Annotated in this window: 20 protein-coding genes and 2 riboswitches; of the genes, 15 read left to right on the forward strand and 5 right to left on the reverse strand. The window is 72.6% G+C overall.

The features are described 5' to 3' along the window. The 6 genes from ACETWP_RS12270 to csrA are packed head-to-tail and all read left to right on the forward strand — an operon-like array spanning position 1 to position 5,627. Positions 1-276, forward strand: a complete 276-nt coding sequence (locus ACETWP_RS12270; RefSeq protein ID WP_373972540.1) for a flagellar biosynthetic protein FliQ — start codon at positions 1-3, stop codon at positions 274-276. Between the two features lie 40 nt (positions 277-316). Next, positions 317-1,039 carry a flagellar biosynthetic protein FliR gene (locus ACETWP_RS12275; protein ID WP_373972624.1) on the forward strand — a complete coding sequence of 241 codons (723 nt, stop codon included), beginning with the start codon at positions 317-319 and terminating at the stop codon, positions 1,037-1,039. A 48-nt stretch (positions 1,040-1,087) separates the two neighbouring features. Continuing rightward, a complete protein-coding gene (locus tag ACETWP_RS12280; RefSeq protein ID WP_373972625.1) occupies positions 1,088-2,257 on the forward strand; it encodes an EscU/YscU/HrcU family type III secretion system export apparatus switch protein in 1,170 nt (389 codons plus the stop codon). After that, positions 2,254-4,305, forward strand: a complete 2,052-nt coding sequence (locus tag ACETWP_RS12285; protein WP_373972541.1) for a flagellar biosynthesis protein FlhA — start codon at positions 2,254-2,256, stop codon at positions 4,303-4,305. The genes ACETWP_RS12280 and ACETWP_RS12285 overlap by 4 nt, the downstream gene beginning before the upstream one ends. Then, complete coding sequence (locus tag ACETWP_RS12290) at positions 4,280-5,395, forward strand: hypothetical protein (protein WP_373972542.1); 1,116 nt, start codon at positions 4,280-4,282, stop codon at positions 5,393-5,395. Before ACETWP_RS12285 ends, ACETWP_RS12290 begins: the two co-directional genes overlap by 26 nt. Next, entirely contained in the window at positions 5,376-5,627 is a 252-nt protein-coding gene (gene csrA, locus ACETWP_RS12295) for a carbon storage regulator CsrA (protein WP_373972543.1), read from the forward strand. Before ACETWP_RS12290 ends, csrA begins: the two co-directional genes overlap by 20 nt. 26 nt (positions 5,628-5,653) lie before the next feature. On the opposite strand, the gene ACETWP_RS12300 is transcribed toward csrA, so the two are convergent. The 4 genes from ACETWP_RS12300 to ACETWP_RS12315 form a co-directional block, all read right to left on the reverse strand. Further along, the gene (locus ACETWP_RS12300) at positions 5,654-5,944 is read right to left on the reverse strand and encodes a WXG100 family type VII secretion target (protein WP_373972544.1); all 291 of its coding nucleotides are present in this window, start codon (positions 5,942-5,944) and stop codon (positions 5,654-5,656) included. 75 nt (positions 5,945-6,019) lie between these two features. Further along, a complete protein-coding gene (locus ACETWP_RS12305) occupies positions 6,020-7,576 on the reverse strand; it encodes a sensor histidine kinase (RefSeq protein WP_373972545.1) in 1,557 nt (518 codons plus the stop codon). Positions 7,577-7,588: 12 nt separating this feature from the next. After that, entirely contained in the window at positions 7,589-8,299 is a 711-nt protein-coding gene (locus ACETWP_RS12310) for a response regulator transcription factor (RefSeq protein ID WP_373972546.1), read from the reverse strand. A gap of 103 nt (positions 8,300-8,402) precedes the next feature. Next, positions 8,403-8,630 (reverse strand): hypothetical protein, encoded by a 228-nt coding sequence (locus ACETWP_RS12315; protein ID WP_373972547.1) that lies wholly within the window; start codon positions 8,628-8,630, stop codon positions 8,403-8,405. A gap of 198 nt (positions 8,631-8,828) precedes the next feature. Between ACETWP_RS12315 and ACETWP_RS12320 the strand changes: the two genes are divergently transcribed. Together ACETWP_RS12320 and ACETWP_RS12325 are read left to right on the forward strand one after the other, a co-directional pair. After that, entirely contained in the window at positions 8,829-9,212 is a 384-nt protein-coding gene (locus ACETWP_RS12320; protein ID WP_373972548.1) for a cold-shock protein, read from the forward strand. Between the two features lie 4 nt (positions 9,213-9,216). Next, complete coding sequence (locus tag ACETWP_RS12325; RefSeq protein ID WP_373972549.1) at positions 9,217-9,636, forward strand: DUF3027 domain-containing protein; 420 nt, start codon at positions 9,217-9,219, stop codon at positions 9,634-9,636. A 93-nt stretch (positions 9,637-9,729) separates the two neighbouring features. Here ACETWP_RS12325 and serC read toward each other — a convergent pair whose 3' ends face one another. Beyond that, positions 9,730-10,848, reverse strand: a complete 1,119-nt coding sequence (gene serC, locus ACETWP_RS12330) for a phosphoserine transaminase (RefSeq protein ID WP_373972550.1) — start codon at positions 10,846-10,848, stop codon at positions 9,730-9,732. A 177-nt stretch (positions 10,849-11,025) separates the two neighbouring features. On the opposite strand from serC, the gene ACETWP_RS12335 reads away from it, so the two are divergent. The 7 genes from ACETWP_RS12335 to ACETWP_RS12365 all read left to right on the forward strand — a co-directional run bounded on the left by ACETWP_RS12335 (position 11,026) and on the right by ACETWP_RS12365 (position 17,093). Next, the gene (locus ACETWP_RS12335; RefSeq protein WP_373972551.1) at positions 11,026-11,721 is read left to right on the forward strand and encodes an iron-dependent transcriptional repressor DtxR; all 696 of its coding nucleotides are present in this window, start codon (positions 11,026-11,028) and stop codon (positions 11,719-11,721) included. A 118-nt stretch (positions 11,722-11,839) separates the two neighbouring features. Beyond that, a riboswitch (cyclic di-AMP (ydaO/yuaA leader) is annotated at positions 11,840-12,031 on the forward strand. A gap of 3 nt (positions 12,032-12,034) precedes the next feature. Beyond that, a complete protein-coding gene (locus ACETWP_RS12340; RefSeq protein ID WP_373972552.1) occupies positions 12,035-12,871 on the forward strand; it encodes a M23 family metallopeptidase in 837 nt (278 codons plus the stop codon). Positions 12,872-13,017: 146 nt separating this feature from the next. Beyond that, a riboswitch (cyclic di-AMP (ydaO/yuaA leader) is annotated at positions 13,018-13,178 on the forward strand. Between the two features lie 7 nt (positions 13,179-13,185). Next, positions 13,186-14,124 (forward strand): C40 family peptidase, encoded by a 939-nt coding sequence (locus ACETWP_RS12345; protein ID WP_373972553.1) that lies wholly within the window; start codon positions 13,186-13,188, stop codon positions 14,122-14,124. A 201-nt stretch (positions 14,125-14,325) separates the two neighbouring features. Next, positions 14,326-14,823 carry an HNH endonuclease gene (locus ACETWP_RS12350; RefSeq protein ID WP_373972554.1) on the forward strand — a complete coding sequence of 166 codons (498 nt, stop codon included), beginning with the start codon at positions 14,326-14,328 and terminating at the stop codon, positions 14,821-14,823. Next, on the forward strand, positions 14,820-15,491 hold the full coding sequence (gene mobA / locus ACETWP_RS12355) for a molybdenum cofactor guanylyltransferase (RefSeq protein WP_373972555.1): 672 nt from the start codon (positions 14,820-14,822) through the stop codon (positions 15,489-15,491). Before ACETWP_RS12350 ends, mobA begins: the two co-directional genes overlap by 4 nt. A 34-nt stretch (positions 15,492-15,525) precedes the next feature. Then, positions 15,526-15,882 (forward strand): DUF6457 domain-containing protein, encoded by a 357-nt coding sequence (locus ACETWP_RS12360; protein WP_373972556.1) that lies wholly within the window; start codon positions 15,526-15,528, stop codon positions 15,880-15,882. Beyond that, a complete protein-coding gene (locus ACETWP_RS12365; RefSeq protein ID WP_373972557.1) occupies positions 15,882-17,093 on the forward strand; it encodes a molybdopterin molybdotransferase MoeA in 1,212 nt (403 codons plus the stop codon). Before ACETWP_RS12360 ends, ACETWP_RS12365 begins: the two co-directional genes overlap by 1 nt. Positions 17,094-17,159: the final 66 nt, after the last annotated feature.

The following is a 17,159-nucleotide window of genomic DNA, read 5'->3' on the forward strand; positions in this document are numbered from 1 at the left end:
GTGGATACGAACGCGGTCCTGGACATCGGGCTGAGCGGCCTCGTGATGGCGGCGAAGCTGTCCGCACCCGTCCTGGTGACGTCGCTCGTGGTCGGGTTCGCGATCTCGCTGGTCCAGTCGATGACGCAGATCCAGGAGATCACGCTGTCCTTCGTGCCGAAGGCGGCCGCGGTCGCGATCGCGCTGCTGGTCTGCGGGCACTGGATGATCTCCGAGATGATCGCCTTCACCCATGGGCTGTTCGACATGATCCCCTCGCTGCTCCAGGGCGGCTGACGTGACCACCGAGCTGCCCCTGGACTGGCTGGAGGCCGTGATGCTGGCGGCGGTCCGCATGACGGCGTTCATCGTGGTCGCGCCCCCGTTCTCCTACAACGCGTTCCCGGCCCGCATCAAGGCGATGCTCGGCGTCGGACTGGCGCTGGCCGTGTCGCCGCGCCTCGTCGAGGGGTACGCCGCGCTGGACACCGCGGGATTCTTCGGCGCCCTGTTGCTCGAGCTGGTCACCGGGGCCGCGCTCGGCTTCCTGGTGATGCTGCTGTTCGCGGCCGTGCAGGCGGCCGGCGGACTCATCGACCTGTTCGGCGGCTTCCAGCTGGCCCAGGCCTTCGACCCCCAATCGATGGTGAACGGGGCCCAGTTCACCCGGCTGTTCCACGTCGCCGCGCTGGCCCTGCTGATCGCCTCCGACGGCTACCAGCTGGTCCTGGCCGGCCTGTTCCGGTCCTTCGACGCCGTCCCGCTCGGCGGCGGACTGGCCCTGGAGCCGGCCGTCGGCCAGATGACGGACGGACTGACGGCCATGTTCCTCGCCGCGGTCCAGATCGCCGGACCGCTGCTGGTGGTCCTGTTCCTGGCCGACGTCGGCCTGGGCCTGCTCACCCGTGCCGCCCCGGCCCTCAACGCGTTCGCGATGGGGTTCCCTCTGAAGATCCTGCTGACGCTCACGCTGGCCGGGACGGTCTTCGTCGCGCTCCCGGCCGTCGTGTCCGCCCTCGTGCGCGACGCGTTGGAATCGATGCGGGCGGTGACGGGCTAGGTGTCGCAGGATTCGGGGGAGCGCACCGAGAAGGCCACGCCGCAGCGCATGAAGGACGTGCGGTCCAAGGGCAAGCTCTCGCGCTCGCAGGACCTGACCGCCTGGCTGGGCATCGGCGCGGCCGCCGTCATGATCCCCACCGCCCTCGGCGCCGGGGAGTCGGCGGCACGGTCCCAGCTCGCCACGGTGTCCGCCGTGGTGGAGAACCCGGACCCGGCGGCGGCGCTCGGCGCGCTCGACGCCGGGATGGCCTCGCTCGGCACGACGCTGGCGCCGATGCTCGCGGCGGTCGCGCTGGTCGTCGCGGCCGCCGCGGCCCTCCAGGGCGGCGTGTACTTCCGCAAGTTCAAGTTCCGTGGCGAGAGCCTCAACCTGGTCACCGGGCTCCAACGGACCTTCGGGCTGCAGGCCCTCTGGGAGGGCGGCAAGGCGCTGCTGAAGACGGCGGTCGTGGCGCTGGTGCTGTGGTCCGTGGTCAACGGCCTGATGCCGGTCCTGCTGGAGGCGGGGGCCCTGCCGATCGCGTCGCTGCTGGCCGCGGCCGGCGGCGGCGTCGCGTCGCTGTTGCAGTCCGCGGTGCTCGCGGGGCTGGTCCTGGCCGTCGTGGACCTCGTCGTCGTCGGCCGGCGCAACCGCAAGCACACGCGGATGACGCAGAAGGAGGTCAAGGACGAGACGAAGAAGACCGACGGCGATCCGCTCATCCGCTCGCAGCGGCGGTCGCGCCAGCTCTCGATGAGCCGCAACAGGATGATCGCCGCCGTCGGACAATCCGACGTCGTCCTGGTGAACCCGACCCACGTCGCCGTCGCGCTGCGCTACGAGCCGGGGAAGTCCGCGCCGCGGGTCGTGGCCAAGGGTGCGGGCACGATCGCGGCCCGCATCCGCGAGGAGGCCAGCGCGCGGCGCGTCCCGATGGTGCGCGACGTCGAGCTGGCGCGCGCCCTGCACGGCGCCTGCGAGCTGGGCCAGGAGATCCCCGCCGAGATGTATGGGGCCGTCGCCCGGGTGCTGGCCTTCGTGATGGCCCTCAAGGCGCGCGGTGCGGCGGACGGCGTGCACACGGTGCCGCCCGCCGGCGCCGCGCACCGCGCCCACGGGGCGCACGGGCCGCACGCCGCGCCGCCCGGCGCGCCGCCGCCGATCCGGCCGCCCGACCCGCGTCCCGCGACCGCCCGGCACGCATCCTCCGACCCCAGCCAGAAAGCCCCCCGATGAACTTCAGCACCCTCTCCAAAGTGGCCGTCCCGCTGGGCGTCGTCGGCATCATCATGCTGTTGATCGTCCCGGTGCCGCCGCTCATGCTGGATGCGCTGATCGCCGTGAACATCCTGCTGGCGCTCGTGATCCTGCTCAACACCATGTTCGTGCGCAAGCCGCTGGACTTCTCGGTGTTCCCGTCGCTGCTGCTCGTCGCGACGCTGTTCCGGCTCAGCCTCAACGTCGCGTCGACCCGGCTGGTGCTCGGCAACGGGTTCGCGGGGGACGTGATCGCGGCGTTCGGCCACATCGCGGTCGGGGGAAGCCTCATCATCGGGTTCGTGGTCTTCCTGATCCTCGTCGTGATCCAGTTCGTGGTCGTCACCAAGGGCGCCGAACGCGTGGCCGAGGTCGGCGCCCGGTTCACGCTCGACGCCATGCCCGGCAAGCAGATGGCGATCGACGCCGACCTGAACGCCGGCCTCATCACCGACACGCAGGCGCGCGAGCGCCGCGCCGAGGTCGCGGCGGAGGCGGACTTCTACGGCGCCATGGACGGCGCGTCGAAGTTCGTCAAGGGCGACGCGATCGCCGGCATCGTCATCATCATCATCAACATCGTCGGCGGCATCGCGATCGGCATGCTCCAGCGCGGCATGGACGTCGGGGAGGCGCTCAACACGTACGCCCTCCTGACGATCGGCGACGGACTCGCCACGCAGATCCCGGCGCTGCTCATGGCCGTGTCCACGGGCATGATCGTCACGCGCTCCAACGCCGAGGCCGACATGGGCACCACCGCGTCGGACCAGCTGGTCCAGTCGCGCACGGCCTTGCTGATCGCCGGCGCGGCGTCGATCGCCCTGGCGCTCGTCCCGGGCATGCCGAAGCTGCCGTTCGTGCTGGTGGGCGGGCTGTTGCTTTTCGCGGCCCAGCGCATCAAGTCCCGGGAGTCCGCGCGGGAGGCCGGCGAGGCGGCCGAGCGCGCGGCTCTCACCGCGGAGCCGCGCGAGACCACCGAGGATCTCATCGAGCAGATGCGGGTCCATGCGCTGGAGATCCAGCTGGCCCCGGATCTCGTGGACATCGTCAACGGCGGCGGCGAGGACCTGCTCGCGCGCGTGCGCGCTCTGCGTCGGCGGATCGCCCTGGACCTGGGGATCGTGGTGCCGCCCGTCCGCACCCGCGACAGCGTGGACCTGCCCCCCGCCACCTACGCCATCCGGATCGCCGGCGTCGAGGCCGGGCGCGGCGAGGCCCCGCGCGGGAAGGTCCTGGCCCTGGGGGACCAGCTGGACGCGCTGCCGGGCACCGCGGTCGTGGAGCCCGTGTTCGGGCTGGGCGGCAAGTGGATCCCCGCCGAGTTGCGCCACAATGCCGAGATGTCGGGTGCGACGACGATCGACCGCGTCTCCGTGGTCGTGACGCACCTCTCCGCGGTCATCCAGTCGAACGCAGCCCGGCTGCTCACCCGCGAAGACGTGCGCGTGCTGACGGACGGCGTCAAGGAGATCAACCCGTCGGCGGTCGACGAGCTCGTGCCCGCGCTCCTGAGCCTGGCGGAGGTCCAGCGCGTCCTGCAGGGCCTGCTGGCGGAGCAGGTGCCGATCAACGACCTGCAGCGGATCTACGAGGCGCTCTCCCTGCGCGCCCGGGTGTCGACCGATCCCGAGGGCCTCGTCGAGGCGGCACGCCAGGCGCTCGGTCCGGCCCTGTGTGCGGCGCACCTGGACGGCCCGACCCTGCGGGTCATCATGATCGACCCGTCGCTGGAGCAGTCGATGCTGGAGGGGCTGCGGCCCTCCGAGCAGGGGACCCAGATCATGCTCGACCCGCGACGGTTGGAGAACGTCCTCGCTTCGTTCAAGGAGTGCCTCGCGCAGCTGGACCAGCGCGGCACGTCCGCCGTGCTGGTCTGCGCTCCGGCGCTGCGGCCGGCGGTGCGCCGACTCGTCGCGCCGCAACCCGGCGGCATTCCGGTCCTGTCCTACCAGGAGGCGACCGCGGGCGGCGCCGACATCGAGACCGTGGGAGTCGTGCGTGGCGCTGACCAGATTTCAGCTTGAGAGCCCGACCCTCGAGGGCATCGCCGAGCGCGTGGCCCGGGACCACGGTCCGGACGCGAGGATCGTCGCGGTCGAGCGCGTGACCGTCGGCGGGATCGGCGGACTCTTCGCGCGGCGCCACTTCGAGGTCACCGTCGAGGCGCCGCACGCCGCGCCCGGCGCCGTGCTTGTCGGCGAAGTCGGCGGCGGGACTGCGGGCGGAGACGCGGGGGAGACTCGCCGATCGCCGGGCCGGGGGAGGCGCGCGGCCGTTCCTCCGCTTCCGCCGCGCTCCGGGATCCTCGCGCTGCTGGCCGAGGCGGACGACACCGAGGCCCGGCTCCACGGCCGTCCCGGCGGGGAGGTGTCCACGGGCTCCGAGGCCTTCGCCCGCGTGCTGGACGGTCTGACGCTCGGAGCGGGCCATGGATCCTCGGACCATGCGGGGACCGGAGAGGGGGACGAACCCAGGCTCGGCGGCGATGCGGGGCCCGGCGTGGCGAGACCGCCCGCTCACCCGGTGTCCGGCCGGCCTGCCGCGCCGCCGCGCGCGCGGCCGGCGGTTCCCGCGCCGCTGCGTGGTCCCGGCGATCTGATCCTCGTGGTGGGGGTGGGTGCGGACGCCGCCCGGGCGGCGTCCGCGTTCTTCGGCGGACCCGGTTCCGGGATGGCGGCCCCCGGACCGGCGCGTGCGCGGACCCGCATCCTGGAGTCCACGGATCCGCTGCTGGCGGACCGCGCGGGCGTCCTGCGGACCCGCGCCGAGGGTGTCATGGCCGGGACGCCGATCTGCGTGCGCCTGGCCCTGGATCCGTCGGCCGGCCTGCCGGACCAGCTGTCCGCCGTGGCCGCCCTCGGCGCCGACCAGCTCTGGGCGGCGGTGGACGCCGGCCGCAAGTCCGAGGACACCCGGGCCTGGGTCGAACCGCTCGATGCGCTGGGTCCCGTGGACGCCGTGGCCGCCCTCGACACGGAGAGGACAGCCACCCCGCAGACGGTGCTCGAGTTGGGGATTCCCGTCCTGTACCTGGACGCCCCGCCGGTTCCCTCCCTGTCTGATCACCTCCCCGCCGCTGAGTTAGGATGGCCGGGTGCTGGTACTCACGCGTAAGGTCGGCGAGAAGATCCTGATCGGGGACGACATCGTCGTCACCGTGCTCGACGTCCGCGGCGAGGGCATCAAGATCGGCATCGAGGCCCCGCGTGGGGTCAAGATCCAGCGCCAGGAGGTCCTCGAGGCCGTCTCCGAGGCCAACGTCCAGGCCGCGGCATCCGCGGACGCCTCCGCCGCGGATCGGCTCCGCGCCCTCCTCGCCCCGAACGCCGACGAGCCCCGCCCGTAGCGGCGCTCCGCCGCCGCCCGCCGCGCTCAGTACGTGAACATGCTGGCGTTCGCCGCCTCGGCGTCGTCGTAGTGTTGCGAGGCCCTGGAGAGGGCGGTGTTGATGCCGGCGAGGGACTCTTCCACCCGGAGCTGGGTGGCACGCCAGTCCGCGACGACGCCCTGGAAGTTCAGGGCCGCGGCGCCGTGCCAGCTGGACTCCAGCTCGCGCAGCCCTGCCTGCATGGTGTTCACCTCCGCCCGGAGCCGTTCGATGGTCCCCTGCACGGCCGCGGCCTTGTTGCGCATCTCGGCGGTGTTCGCGGCGAAACTACTCATGGCGTCCCCTCACGTGGCGATCCTCGCCCGGGGTTCTCACCCCGGGCGGGCGCCCCTGCGGCGCCCGGTCCCAGCCTAGGAGCGGTGGTTGCGCGGCGCCTGGTCGAGCCAGGAGGTGTGGACAACGTCGTCGTCGTCCGCGTCGGTGGAGGAGGGGTCGAGCGGAACGAGCGGAAGGTGGACGGACAGGGTCGCGCCGCCGCCGGGCGTCTCGGTCAGTCGGATGGAGCCGTCGTGCTGGGCGGCAATGGCCGCGACGATCGCCAACCCGAGCCCGGTGCCGCCGGTTTCGCGCTGCCGGGAGCTGTCGGCGCGGTAGAACCGCTCGAAGACGCGCGACGCGTCCTCCTCCGAGATGCCCGGCCCGTGGTCGCGAACCTCCAGCACGGCGTCGGACCTGGCGTTGATGACGGGCTGCGTGCCCACCGCGATCTCGATGGGGCTCCCCGCGGGCGTGTAGCGCAGCGCGTTGGCCAGCAGGTTCGCCACCACCTGCCGGAGCCGCGCCTCGTCGCCGGTCGTCGGCGCGTTGCGCGGCGGGCCCCCATCGATGCCCACGAGCCGGATGGGACGGTCGGGCGAGCTGACGCGGGCGTCCTCCACCGCGTCCGTGGCCAGCAGGAGCAGGTCCAGCGGGCGCCGGTCCAGCGGCCGCTGCTCGTCCAGCCGCGCGAGCGTCAGGAGGTCCTCCACCAGCTGTCCCATCCGCTTGGCCTCCGACTCGATGCGGCCCATCGCGGTGGCCAGATGCTCGGGATCCGCGAGCCCCCCGTGGCGGTAGAGCTCCGAATAGCCCTGGATGGTGACCAGCGGTGTGCGCAACTCGTGCGAGGCGTCCTGGACGAAGCGGCGCATCTTCCGCTCGGAAACCGCGCGCCCGCGGAACGCCTGTTCGATGTGCGCGAGCATCGCGTTGAGCGACCGGGACAACCGTCCGACCTCGGTTTCCGCGGGGAACTCCTCGACGCGGCGCGTGAGGTCGCCGGCGGCGATGGCCGCCGCGGTGCGTTCCACGCGGACCAGCGGGCGGAAGGCGCGGGTGGTGACGACGTAGGCGACGAGCGACATGATCAGGGTGGCGAGCGTGCCGCTGGTGACGATCAGGTTGGTGGCCTTATCCACCGTCTCGCTGACCGCCTTCAGTGGAAGCGCGATGGTGATGTAGCCATGTCCGTTATCCATGGCGATCATGCGCGCCCGCCAGCCTTCGGAATCCTCCGTGGTGCCGGCCGCGTCGAACGCCCGGCCCGCGTTAGCCACTACCTCCTCGACCGGCGGGCTTTCGAGGTCGGGCGCATCACCGTCTTCTTCCTTTCCGGGAAGCGTGTAGACGATGTTGCCGTCCGCATCGCGCATGGTGCCGTGGAAGCGTAGAGCCTTGATGTTGTACCAGCGAGCGGTGCTCTCTGGGTCGCCGTTGAGTTGGTCGTTCCACGCGGACCACATCACGTCGGAAATCGTCGTGCTGTTGCCGACGAGATCGCGGTCCATCTGATTAACGAGGGTGAGCCTGATCGAGGCCGACGCCGCGACCGACGTGGCGACGACGCCGCACATCATCAGGACGGCCATCATCGCCACCAGCTTCGACCGCAGCGAAACCTGGCGCAGGAGGCGGGTGAGGGCCTGCACGGGGAGCGCCGCCTAGCGCCGCTCCGCGGAGCGGAGGAGATAGCCCACGCCGCGCTTGGTCTGGATCAGCGGGGGCCAGTCGTCGCGCGCGTCGATCTTGCGCCGCAGGTAGGAGATATAGGACTCCACGATGGACGCATCGCCGTTGAAGTCGTATTCCCAGACGTGGTCCAGGATCTGGGCCTTGGAGAGCACGCGGTTGGGGTTCATCATCAGGTAGCGCAGCAGCTTGAACTCGGTGGGGGACAAGTCCACCACTTCACCGGCCCGGCGCACCTCATGGGCGTCGTCGTCGAGCTCCAGGTCATCGACCCGCAGGACGGCGTCGTCGCCGTCGAGCGGCTGGGTCCGCCGGAGTACGGCCCGGATGCGCGCCACCACCTCGTCGAGGCTGAAGGGCTTGGTGACGTAGTCGTCCCCGCCGACGGTCAGGCCGGTGACCTTGTCTTCGGTGTCGTCGCGGGCCGTGAGGAAGAGTACGGGGAAATGGCGTCCGGCCGCGCGCAGACGGCGGGTCACGGTGAACCCGTCCATGTCCGGCAGCATGACATCCAGGACGGCGAGGTCCGGCTGCTCGCGCTCGACGGCGTCCAGGGCCTCGCGCCCGTTGGCGGCGGCCACGACGTCGAAGCCGGCGAAGCGCAGCGACGTCGAGAGCAACTCGCGGATGTTGGGTTCGTCGTCGACGACGAGCAGCTTGGCCTCGGGTGTCCTGGCATTCATACCCCCAGTGTGGCCGTGGAGTCTGGGAGTTCTCTGGACATTGGGTGTGAGCGTGTCCACCAGCGGCAACGGATCGGGCGGCGCCGGCCGGAACGGGGCCCTTTCAGGAGCGGCGGCGCTCGGCCCAAGACAACCCGACGAGCACCAGGATCAGCAGGAAGGCGGCGGGCAGGCCGTACAGACCCACGGCCAGCAACGGAGGCCACGGCGTGATCCCCTGCCCATACAGGACGAGGACGACGACGAGGCAGGCGAGCGAGAAAACGGCCACCGCGGCGGCCGCCGCGGTTGTCGCGCGGCGTACGGAGCCGGAGTCCTTGACCGTGTTCACGCGGTTAAAGCTAACAGCGCCGCTTCCGCGCACAAAGTCCGGCGGCGGGCGGGCCGTGCCGTACCCTAGGAGGAACAGACTTCCCCGGCCCCGCCGCGTCCGGGCCACCATGCCGCGGCGCGGAACGGCCGGGAATCCACACGCGGTGCAGGCGGAACGCCACCTGCACCGCCGGTACGTGAGAACGAGGTAAGCGAAGTGCCATTCGGCAAGGTCAAGTGGTTTGAAGCTAGCAAGGGCTTCGGGTTCCTGGTCACGGACGACGGCCAGGAAGTGTATCTGCACGCCTCGGCGCTGCCCGCCGGCGTGACCGAGGTCCGCGCCGGGACGCGCATGGAGTTCGGCGTCGCCCAGGGTCGCAAGGGCGCGCAGGCGCTCACGGCGCGCGTCGTGGAGGAGGCGCCGTCCGTGGTCCGCGCCAAGCGCAAGCCGGCGGACGAGACCGCGGCGATCGTCGAGGACCTGATCAAGCTCCTCGACGGCGTGTCCAACGGGCTGCGCAAGGGCCGTTACCCGGAGAAGCCGCAGGGCTCGAAGATCGCCGCGGTCCTGCGGGCCGTCGCCGACGACCTGGACGCCTAGGCCCATGGCACGCACCCCGAAACTCGACGCCGCGCTGGCCGCCGACGTGGACCGCGCCCGCGCCGCCCTCCTGGACATCGCGCCCGAGGAGCAGATCGGCGAACACGTCGGCGCCTTCGCGGACGCCGAACGCTTGGTCACCCACCGCTTCCGCGCGCAGCTCGACGGCTACGCCGGATGGGAGTGGTACGCCACCCTGGCGCGGGTCCCGCGCGGCAAGGCCGCCACCGTCTGCGAGGTCGGCATCCTCCCCGGCACCGGCGCGCTGCTGGCGCCGGAATGGGTCCCGTGGTCCGAACGCGTGAACGCGGAGGAACTGGCCGAGCAGCGGCTGCTGGAGGCCGCCGAGGCGGCCACCGCGGCGGAGGCCGTCCAGGCAGGCGGCGACTCCGCCGGGGAAGCCCGGGACGCGACCGCACGCTAGGCGCGGTTTCCCCTCCGGCCGCGGGGCCCGAGGGCACCCGGCGGCGGGCAGGCAAGGGGCCCCGACACGCGTCGGGGCCCCTCGCGCGTCCGGCTACAGGTTCTCGAGGACGTGGTCGATGCAGCGGGTCAGGGCCGTGACGTCGTCGGGCTCGATCGCCACGAACGTCGCGACGCGCAGCTGGTTGCGCCCCAGCTTCCGGTACGGCTCCGTGTCCACGATGCCGTTCGCGCGCAGCACCTTGGCCACCGCCGCGGCGTCGACGGAGTCGTCGAAGTCGATGGTGGCGATGACGTTCGAGCGGTCCTCGGGGCGGACCACGTACGGCGTGGCCACGGGGGAGGACTCGGCCCACGAGTAGATCCGGCCGGCGGAGTCGGCCGTGCGGGCGGCCGCCCACCCGAGGCCGCCGTTGCCGTTGAGCCACTGGATCTGCGCGTTCAGCGTCACCAGGGTGGACAGGCTCGGCGTGTTGTACGTCTGGTTGAGGCGCGAGTTGTCGATCGCCGTCTTGAGGTTCAGGAAGTCCGGCACCCAGCGGTCGGAGGCGGCGATGCGCTCGGCGCGCTCGATCGCCGCGGGGGAGAAGAGGGCCAGCCACAGTCCGCCGTCGGACGCGAAGTTCTTCTGCGGAGCGAAGTAGTACACGTCGGATTCGGCGATGTCGACGTCCAGCCCGCCGGCGGCCGACGTCGCGTCGACGAGCACCAGCGCCCCGGGGTCGGCGCCGGCGACGCGCCGCACGGGCGCCGCCACACCCGTCGAGGTCTCGTTCTGCGGCCACGCGTACACGTCGACCCCGGCCTCGGCCTCGGCGTCCGGGCGGGTTCCGGGCTTGGAGGTGACGATGCTGGAGGCGTCGAGGAAGGGCGCGTTGTCGGTGGCGGCGGCGAACTTGGACCCGAACTCGCCGAACGAAAGGTGCTGCGCCTTGCGCTGGACCAGGCCAAACGACGCGGCGTCCCAGAAGGCGGTCGACCCGCCCACGCCGAGCACCACCTCGTAGCCGTCGGGGGCGCCGAAGAAGTCGGCGAGCCCCTCCTGGACGCTCCGGACCAGGTTCTTCACGGGGGCCTGGCGGTGCGACGTGCCGAGGAGGTTCGCCGCCGCCGCGAGCGCCTCCAGCTGCTCCGGGCGGACCTTGGACGGGCCGGCGCCGAAGCGCCCGTCGGCGGGCAGCAGTTCGGTCGGGATTCTCAGTTCTGTGCTCATGCGCGCTCCTGCGTGGTCCTGGGGAGGGATGTCGGCGACGTGGCTCCGCGGCCGGTCGACCCGCCCTCCATCGTCCCGCAGCCGGCCCCGATTCCGGAACCGGGCGGCCATTGTTAACGGCGGTAGAGTTGGGCAGACTGGTTTCCGACCGTCCGCCAGCCCACAGGAGCCCCCGTAGTGACTGACCTGATCGACACCACCGAGATGTACCTGAGGACCATCCTGGAGCTCGAGGAGGAGGGCATCACCCCCCTTCGCGCGCGGATCGCCGAGCGCCTCGGCCATTCGGGGCCGACGGTTTCCCAGACGGTGGCGCGTATGGAGCGCGACGGACTGGTGGTCGTTTCCCCGGACCGACACCTCGAGCTGACGGGTTTCGGCCGGCAGCGGGCCACGGAGGTCATGCGCAAGCACCGCCTCGCCGAGCGGCTTCTCTCCGACGTGATCGGGCTCGAATGGGAGTACGTCCACGAGGAGGCCTGCCGCTGGGAGCACGTGATGAGCGAGCGCGTGGAGCGGCGGCTGTACGAGCTGCTGGGCCACCCCTCGGATTCGCCGTACGGGAATCCCATCCCCGGGCTGGAGGCGTTGGGCGGACCCGTGTCTTCCGTGTTTTCCGCGGGAGTGCAGAACCTCGATGCCGCCCTGCTGGACGGCAACAGCGGCCCCGTCCGGATCGAACGCCTGGCCGAGACCATCCAGGTGGACCCGGAACTCCTGACCCAACTCAACGACGGCGGCATCCGCCCCGGCGCGCGTGTCACGCTGGAGCGCGCGGGCGATTACGTGGTAGTACGCGTGGATGGCGTGCCCGGCGCGCTGGAGCTTCCCGGTGAGGTCAGCGCCCATGTCTTCGTGAACAGCCGCGCCTGACCGGTTCCCCACGGGCCCGGGGTTACCCGATACTGCGGGAACCGTTTGATAACGGAATTGTTACTTTCCGTGGCCTCGCGTAGAGTGGGCGTCGGATGGAACTCGTTCCGTCCCCCCGTCCGATCGCCAAACCCTGCCGCGGACCGAGGGCCTTTTCGACCACACCGGCGGGGGCGGAGGAACCAATCCACATCGGCGGCCGGACCCTGTCCGCCGCCTGGGGTGAAGCCCTGACCGCAAGCCGGCCCCGGCCGAGTATTTCTCATGCTCGAATCCGACAGCTAACTTCGCAGGCGTGATGAGAGGTTGTCGATTGAGTGAGCAGAAGACCCATGGGCGCCGCCGTGCCGCGGCGGACGTCCCCGCGTCCGTTCCGCGCCCCGCGGAATCCCGCGAGCCTCGCCGGTATTCGACGTCGATGCGCTACGGCCCGGTGGCCGCGCCGCGGCTCGAGGCCGGCACGCCGCCCGCCGCCGCACCCGCAGGACGGGGCCGCCTCGGGCTGAGCCACCAGATCGCCGCCGTGGCCGCCGTCTCCGGAATCGCGCTGGCCGCTGCCTACCCCGCGCTGAGCGGCGTGGACGACGCGCCGGCCATGGAGGCCGCCAGCGCCACGTCCCGGACCGTGGAGAGCGTCACGGTCCCGTCCAACGCCGACTACGAGATCATGCGCAGTTCGCTGACCAGCAGCTTCACCGAGAAGGAGCGACTGGACTCGGTGATGACCGCCTCCGGTGGCGACATCACCAAGGTCGACACGGGTGGCGTCCTCGCGCAGCCCGTGGACTCGGTGCGCATCACCTCCCGCTTCGGCATGCGCGTCAACCCCGTGACCGGCTACGGCGTCCAGTCGCACATCGGCCAGGACTACGGGGTCAAGTGCGGGACGCCGGTGAAGGCGGCCGCCGCGGGCACCGTCGCGGAGGCGGGCTGGGCGGGGCACAGCGGGAACCGCGTGCGCGTGAACCACGGTAACGGTCTCGAAACGACCTACAACCACAATACCCGCGTCGCGGTCGAGGTCGGCCAGCGCGTGGAGCGCGGCGAGCTGGTCTCCAGCAGCGGCACGACGGGCAATTCCACGGGTTGCCACCTGCATTTCGAGGTCCTGGTGGACGGCGAAGCGGTCGATCCGGCGGGCTGGCTGTAGGGCCCCAGGGGCCCAGCGTCACCGGAAACACACCATTTCGTGACCGGAACGTGACTTTGACAAACATTTCATATATCGTTGTCGACGTGCTGGATCGCCTATGGATCCAACACTCTCGGGCGGAGTGCCGAACACTGCCACCGACCGAGGTCCGTTCGCAAAACACGCTTGGCAGTGGCGGGGGAACCAACTTGTGGGTCCGCAAGGATCCTTGGGGTTAAGTGTTTCGTTCCGATTCTCCGGACGAACGCCGAGTGACTCCCACTCGAATCCGACAGCTCACCTCGCAGGCATTGGGAGAGGCCAATAAACTCATGTCCAAGCGTCATGCCTTGGGTCGCCACCGCGCGACCACCGTTCGCACCAACCCGCTCGAATCGATCTCGAAGGCCGTCGCCTCGAACGCCGGTTCCGTCGGCCGCCAGGCAGCAGTCGTCGCCGCCGCTTCCGGTCTCGTCCTGACCCTGGGCGTTCCGGCCCAGGCCAGCCCGGCCGCCCGCGAAGCATCGGCCATCCCGGCCGAGGGCCTGTCCGCCGAGCGCGTCGCCGTCAAGTCGGTCGCCGTTTCCGCGGTCCACGCCAAGAAGTTCGAGATCGAGCGCGCCGGGATCACCTCGACCCCGGCCCCGAAGCCCAAGCCGAAGCCGAAGCCCGTCGTGGTGGCCGTGGCCAACACGGTCGAGCGCGCCGCCGACACCGCCCCGGTGACCCGGGCGACCGTCGCCGCGGCCCCGGCCGGCGCTGCCGCTCCGGCCGCCGCCCCGCAGGCCGCTCCGGCTCCGGCCGCCGCCCCGGCGGAAGCCGCAGCCCCCGTGACCCGCGCCACCGTCGCCGCGGCTCCGGCCGCCGCCCCGGCTCCCGCCGCGGCACCGGCACCGAAGCCCAAGCCCGAGGCCGCCCCGAGCGCCAACCTCGGCGGCATCGCCGGGATCGCCGCGCAGTACGCCGGCGCCCCGTACGTCTACGGCGGCGACTCCCCGTCCGGCTGGGACTGCTCCGGCTTCGTGAAGTACGTCTACGGCAAGGCCGGCATCAGCGTCGCCCGCGGCACGTCGGCGCTCCTCGCATCGGGCCAGTTCGTCCGCACCAGCAACCCCAAGCCGGGCGACCTGGTGTTCCAGAACGGTGGCGGCCACGTCGGCATCTACCTGGGCAACGGAAAGATGATCGGCGCCCAGAACCCGAGCGTCGGCACCTTCGTGCACTCCGTGAGCCGCAATCCGCTCTACGGCTACTACACGCTGGCCCGCTAAGCAGCGTGCCCCCGGAAGGACCCCGCCCGTCAGGGTGGGGTCCTTCCGCCGTTTAAGCCCGCCCGGACACGGGTGGCGCGCCGTGGGGGGATCCCGCGGAGGGCCCGTCCGGGGCTACGCTAGGACTCGTAAGCCCCACGCCCAGCCGCGAGGCCAGCTACACCACGGCCCCGCGGCCCGTCAGGACAACGAGGAACGCGTATGCGAACCCTGGTACTGAATGCCGGATACGAGCCGCTCGCCGTGGTCACCTTCCGCCGCGGGCTCCTCCTGGTGCTGGCCGGCAAGGCCAGCATCCTCGCGGAGGACGACGAGCCCGTGCCCTGCTCGGGCGGGCTGCTGCCCCGCCCGTCGGTGATCCTGCTCCACCGCTACATCAAGGTCCCCTACCGCGGGGCGGCGCACGTGACGCGGCGCGGCGTGCTGCGGCGGGATGGGCACCAGTGCGGGTACTGCGGCCGCCACGCCTCCACGGTCGACCACGTCCATCCGCGGTCGCTCGGCGGCGCCGAGACCTGGGAGAACCTCGTGGCCTGCTGCCTGGCCTGCAACCACGCGAAGGGGAACAAGACGCTGCGCCAGCTCGGCTGGAAACTGCGCGTCAAGCCGATGCCGCCGCGCGGCCCGCAGTGGTACATCACCGAGCTGGAGCGCCCGGCGCCGCAATGGCACGCGTTCCTCGGAAGCACCGCGGCGTGAGGTACGACGCCGTGGTGGTCGCCGGCGGGCGGGGCAGCCGCCTCGGCGGCGAGGCCAAGCCGCTCCTGGTCCACGCCGGGCGGACGCTGCTGGGGCACGCCCTGGCCGCCGTGTCCGGCGCGGTGCGCATCGCCGTCGTCGGACCCACCGGGCTGGCCCGGGCCGTGGCGGACCACGGCGCCGAGGCGGATCCCGGTCAACTCCTGCTGCTCACGCGCGAGGAGCCCGCCTTCGGCGGGCCGGCGGCCGCTGTCGCGGCCGGCCTGCATGCCTTGCGCGACGCGGCGCTCGCGGACGCGCGGGCGGGGTCCGAGCCCGAGGTCCCGCCGCTGACCGTCGTCCTGGCGGCCGACCTTCTCGATCCCGCCCCGGCGGTCCGTGGCGTGCTCGCGGCGGCCGAGGCCGGGTACGACGCCGGGTCCGCGTGGGTGCCGCTGGACGCGGCGGGCCGCCTGCAGCCGCTGAGCTGCGCCGTCGCCACCGCGGCCTTGCGCGAGGCGGTCGCCGCGGGCGAGGCCGCGCCGGGAGGCCTCGCCGACTCCTCGATGATGCGGCTCCTTGCTAGGGTTCAGATAGTCCGGCTGTCCCTGGACGGCGTCAGCTTCGACGACGTCGACACCTGGGACGACGCCGGTCGGGCCGGCATCAGCCGGCCCTCGCGCGAGTAGCGGGCCGCGGGCGGCGCCGCGATAGGAGCATGTTGTGGCGGAGCATCCGGAACTGGGCCCCTGGGTCAGGGAACTGCTGGAGGCCTTCGAGATCCCCGATGCGCCCCTGGACACCGACGGCATCCTGGCGCTGGCCGGCGAGGCGGCGCACGGCGTCGTCCGTCCCGCGGCCCCGCTGACCACCTACATCGCCGGGTACGCCGCGGGGCTCGCCGCCGGGCACGGCATGGCGTCCGAGGAGGAGTGCATGGCGGCCGCCGAGCGGCTGGTCCGCACGGTGCTGCGCCGCAGGGCCGACCGGGCGGACCCGGCCGACACGGGCGAGCCGGGCCGCCCCGGCGGCTCCGGCGACGCCGCGGGTCCCGCCGGATCCGCGGACTCCGGGCGCTGATGCGCGGAACCGACTGGCACGCGGCGCGTTCCGCGGCGCACGCCGCCGGCGCGTCCGTGCGCGCCATCCTGCCGCCTGCGGAACGGGTCGGCCTCGCCGACGCGGCGTGGCGCGTCCTGGACACGGGACTGTGCGCCCTGCACCCCCTGCCGCACTACGCGTCGTCGGCCATGGACGGCTGGGTCGTCGCGGGCGGAGGCCCGTGGATCCTCGTTCCGGCGCGGGCAGCCGGCGCGGGGCTGGCCCCGGGGGAGGCGGCGGAGATCGTCACCGGAGGGGCGCTCCCGGCGGGCACGACGGCGGTGCTCCGCCGCGAGCACGGCCGTCCGGCCCCGGCCCCCACGGGCGGGGACGGGCGGCCGGGCGGCACCCTGCTGTTCGCCGAGCACGACCCCCGGCCGGGCCTGGACATCCGCCCCGCGGCCACGGAATCGGCCGAGGGCGATCTGCTGCTGGCCGCCGGAACCCGGATGACGCCCGCCGCGCTGGCGGTCGCGGCCCTCGCAGGCCACGACCGCCTGGCCGTCGCGCCGGACGTCGGCGTCGCACTCGTCCTCACGGGCGACGAGGTCGTCACGTCCGGGCTGCCCGGCCCGGGATTCGTCCGCGACGGCTTCGGGCCCGTCCTGCCCCACTGCGTGCGCGGCCTCGGCGGGACGGTGCTGTCGGCGACGCGCATCGGCGACGACCGTGGGGCCACCCTCGACGCGATCGACGGCACGGCCGCCCGGCGCGCCGCGATCGTGGTCACGACCGGCGGCACCGGCGGCTCGTCGGCGGACCACCTGCGCCCGGCCGCCGCGGCGCTGGGGGCCGAGATCCTCGTCGACGGCGTGGCGATGCGTCCCGGGCACCCGGCGCTGCTGGGCCGGATGCCGGACGGCCGGATCCTCCTGTGCCTGCCCGGCAACCCGTTGGCGGCGCTCGTCGCGGTCGCGACGCTGTTGGAGCCGGTCCTCCGCGGCGCCGCCGGGAGGCCACCGTCCGCGCCGCGCCGCGCGGCCAGCGCTGCAGCGTTCGCCCCGCTGCCGGGGCGCCACCGGGTGGTCCCGGCCGCGTGGGCGGACGGAGCGGGGTGCGCCCTGGTTCCGGCCGAGCACATCGGATCGGCCATGATGCGCGGCCTCGCCGACGCCGACGCGCTCCTCGTCGTCCCGCCGGAGGGGCTGGAGGCGGGCGCCCCCGCCGCCTACCTGCCGCTGCCGTGGTAGCGTCGCCCCTAAATGCCCCGTCCCGTCGCGTCGCGCGGCCGGACACCGAGCCACCCGGGAGGACGC

The organism is Arthrobacter halodurans (assembly GCF_041877255.1).
Taxonomy (GTDB): Bacteria; Actinomycetota; Actinomycetes; order Actinomycetales; family Micrococcaceae; genus Arthrobacter_N; species Arthrobacter_N halodurans.

What these genes read in the sequence shown, in the direction of transcription:
- ACETWP_RS12300 (WP_373972544.1), bottom strand. Translation starts at nt 5,944, where the DNA reads ATGAGTAGTTTCGCCGCGAACACCGCCGAGATGCGCAACAAGGCCGCG.
- ACETWP_RS12350 (WP_373972554.1), top strand. Translation starts at nt 14,326, where the DNA reads ATGCGAACCCTGGTACTGAATGCCGGATACGAGCCGCTCGCCGTGGTC.
- serC (WP_373972550.1), bottom strand. Translation starts at nt 10,848, where the DNA reads ATGAGCACAGAACTGAGAATCCCGACCGAACTGCTGCCCGCCGACGGG.
- ACETWP_RS12280 (WP_373972625.1), top strand. Translation starts at nt 1,088, where the DNA reads ATGAAGGACGTGCGGTCCAAGGGCAAGCTCTCGCGCTCGCAGGACCTG.
- ACETWP_RS12310 (WP_373972546.1), bottom strand. Translation starts at nt 8,299, where the DNA reads ATGAATGCCAGGACACCCGAGGCCAAGCTGCTCGTCGTCGACGACGAA.
- ACETWP_RS12365 (WP_373972557.1), top strand. Translation starts at nt 15,882, where the DNA reads ATGCGCGGAACCGACTGGCACGCGGCGCGTTCCGCGGCGCACGCCGCC.
- ACETWP_RS12325 (WP_373972549.1), top strand. Translation starts at nt 9,217, where the DNA reads ATGGCACGCACCCCGAAACTCGACGCCGCGCTGGCCGCCGACGTGGAC.
- ACETWP_RS12345 (WP_373972553.1), top strand. Translation starts at nt 13,186, where the DNA reads ATGTCCAAGCGTCATGCCTTGGGTCGCCACCGCGCGACCACCGTTCGC.
- ACETWP_RS12275 (WP_373972624.1), top strand. Translation starts at nt 317, where the DNA reads ATGCTGGCGGCGGTCCGCATGACGGCGTTCATCGTGGTCGCGCCCCCG.
- ACETWP_RS12285 (WP_373972541.1), top strand. Translation starts at nt 2,254, where the DNA reads ATGAACTTCAGCACCCTCTCCAAAGTGGCCGTCCCGCTGGGCGTCGTC.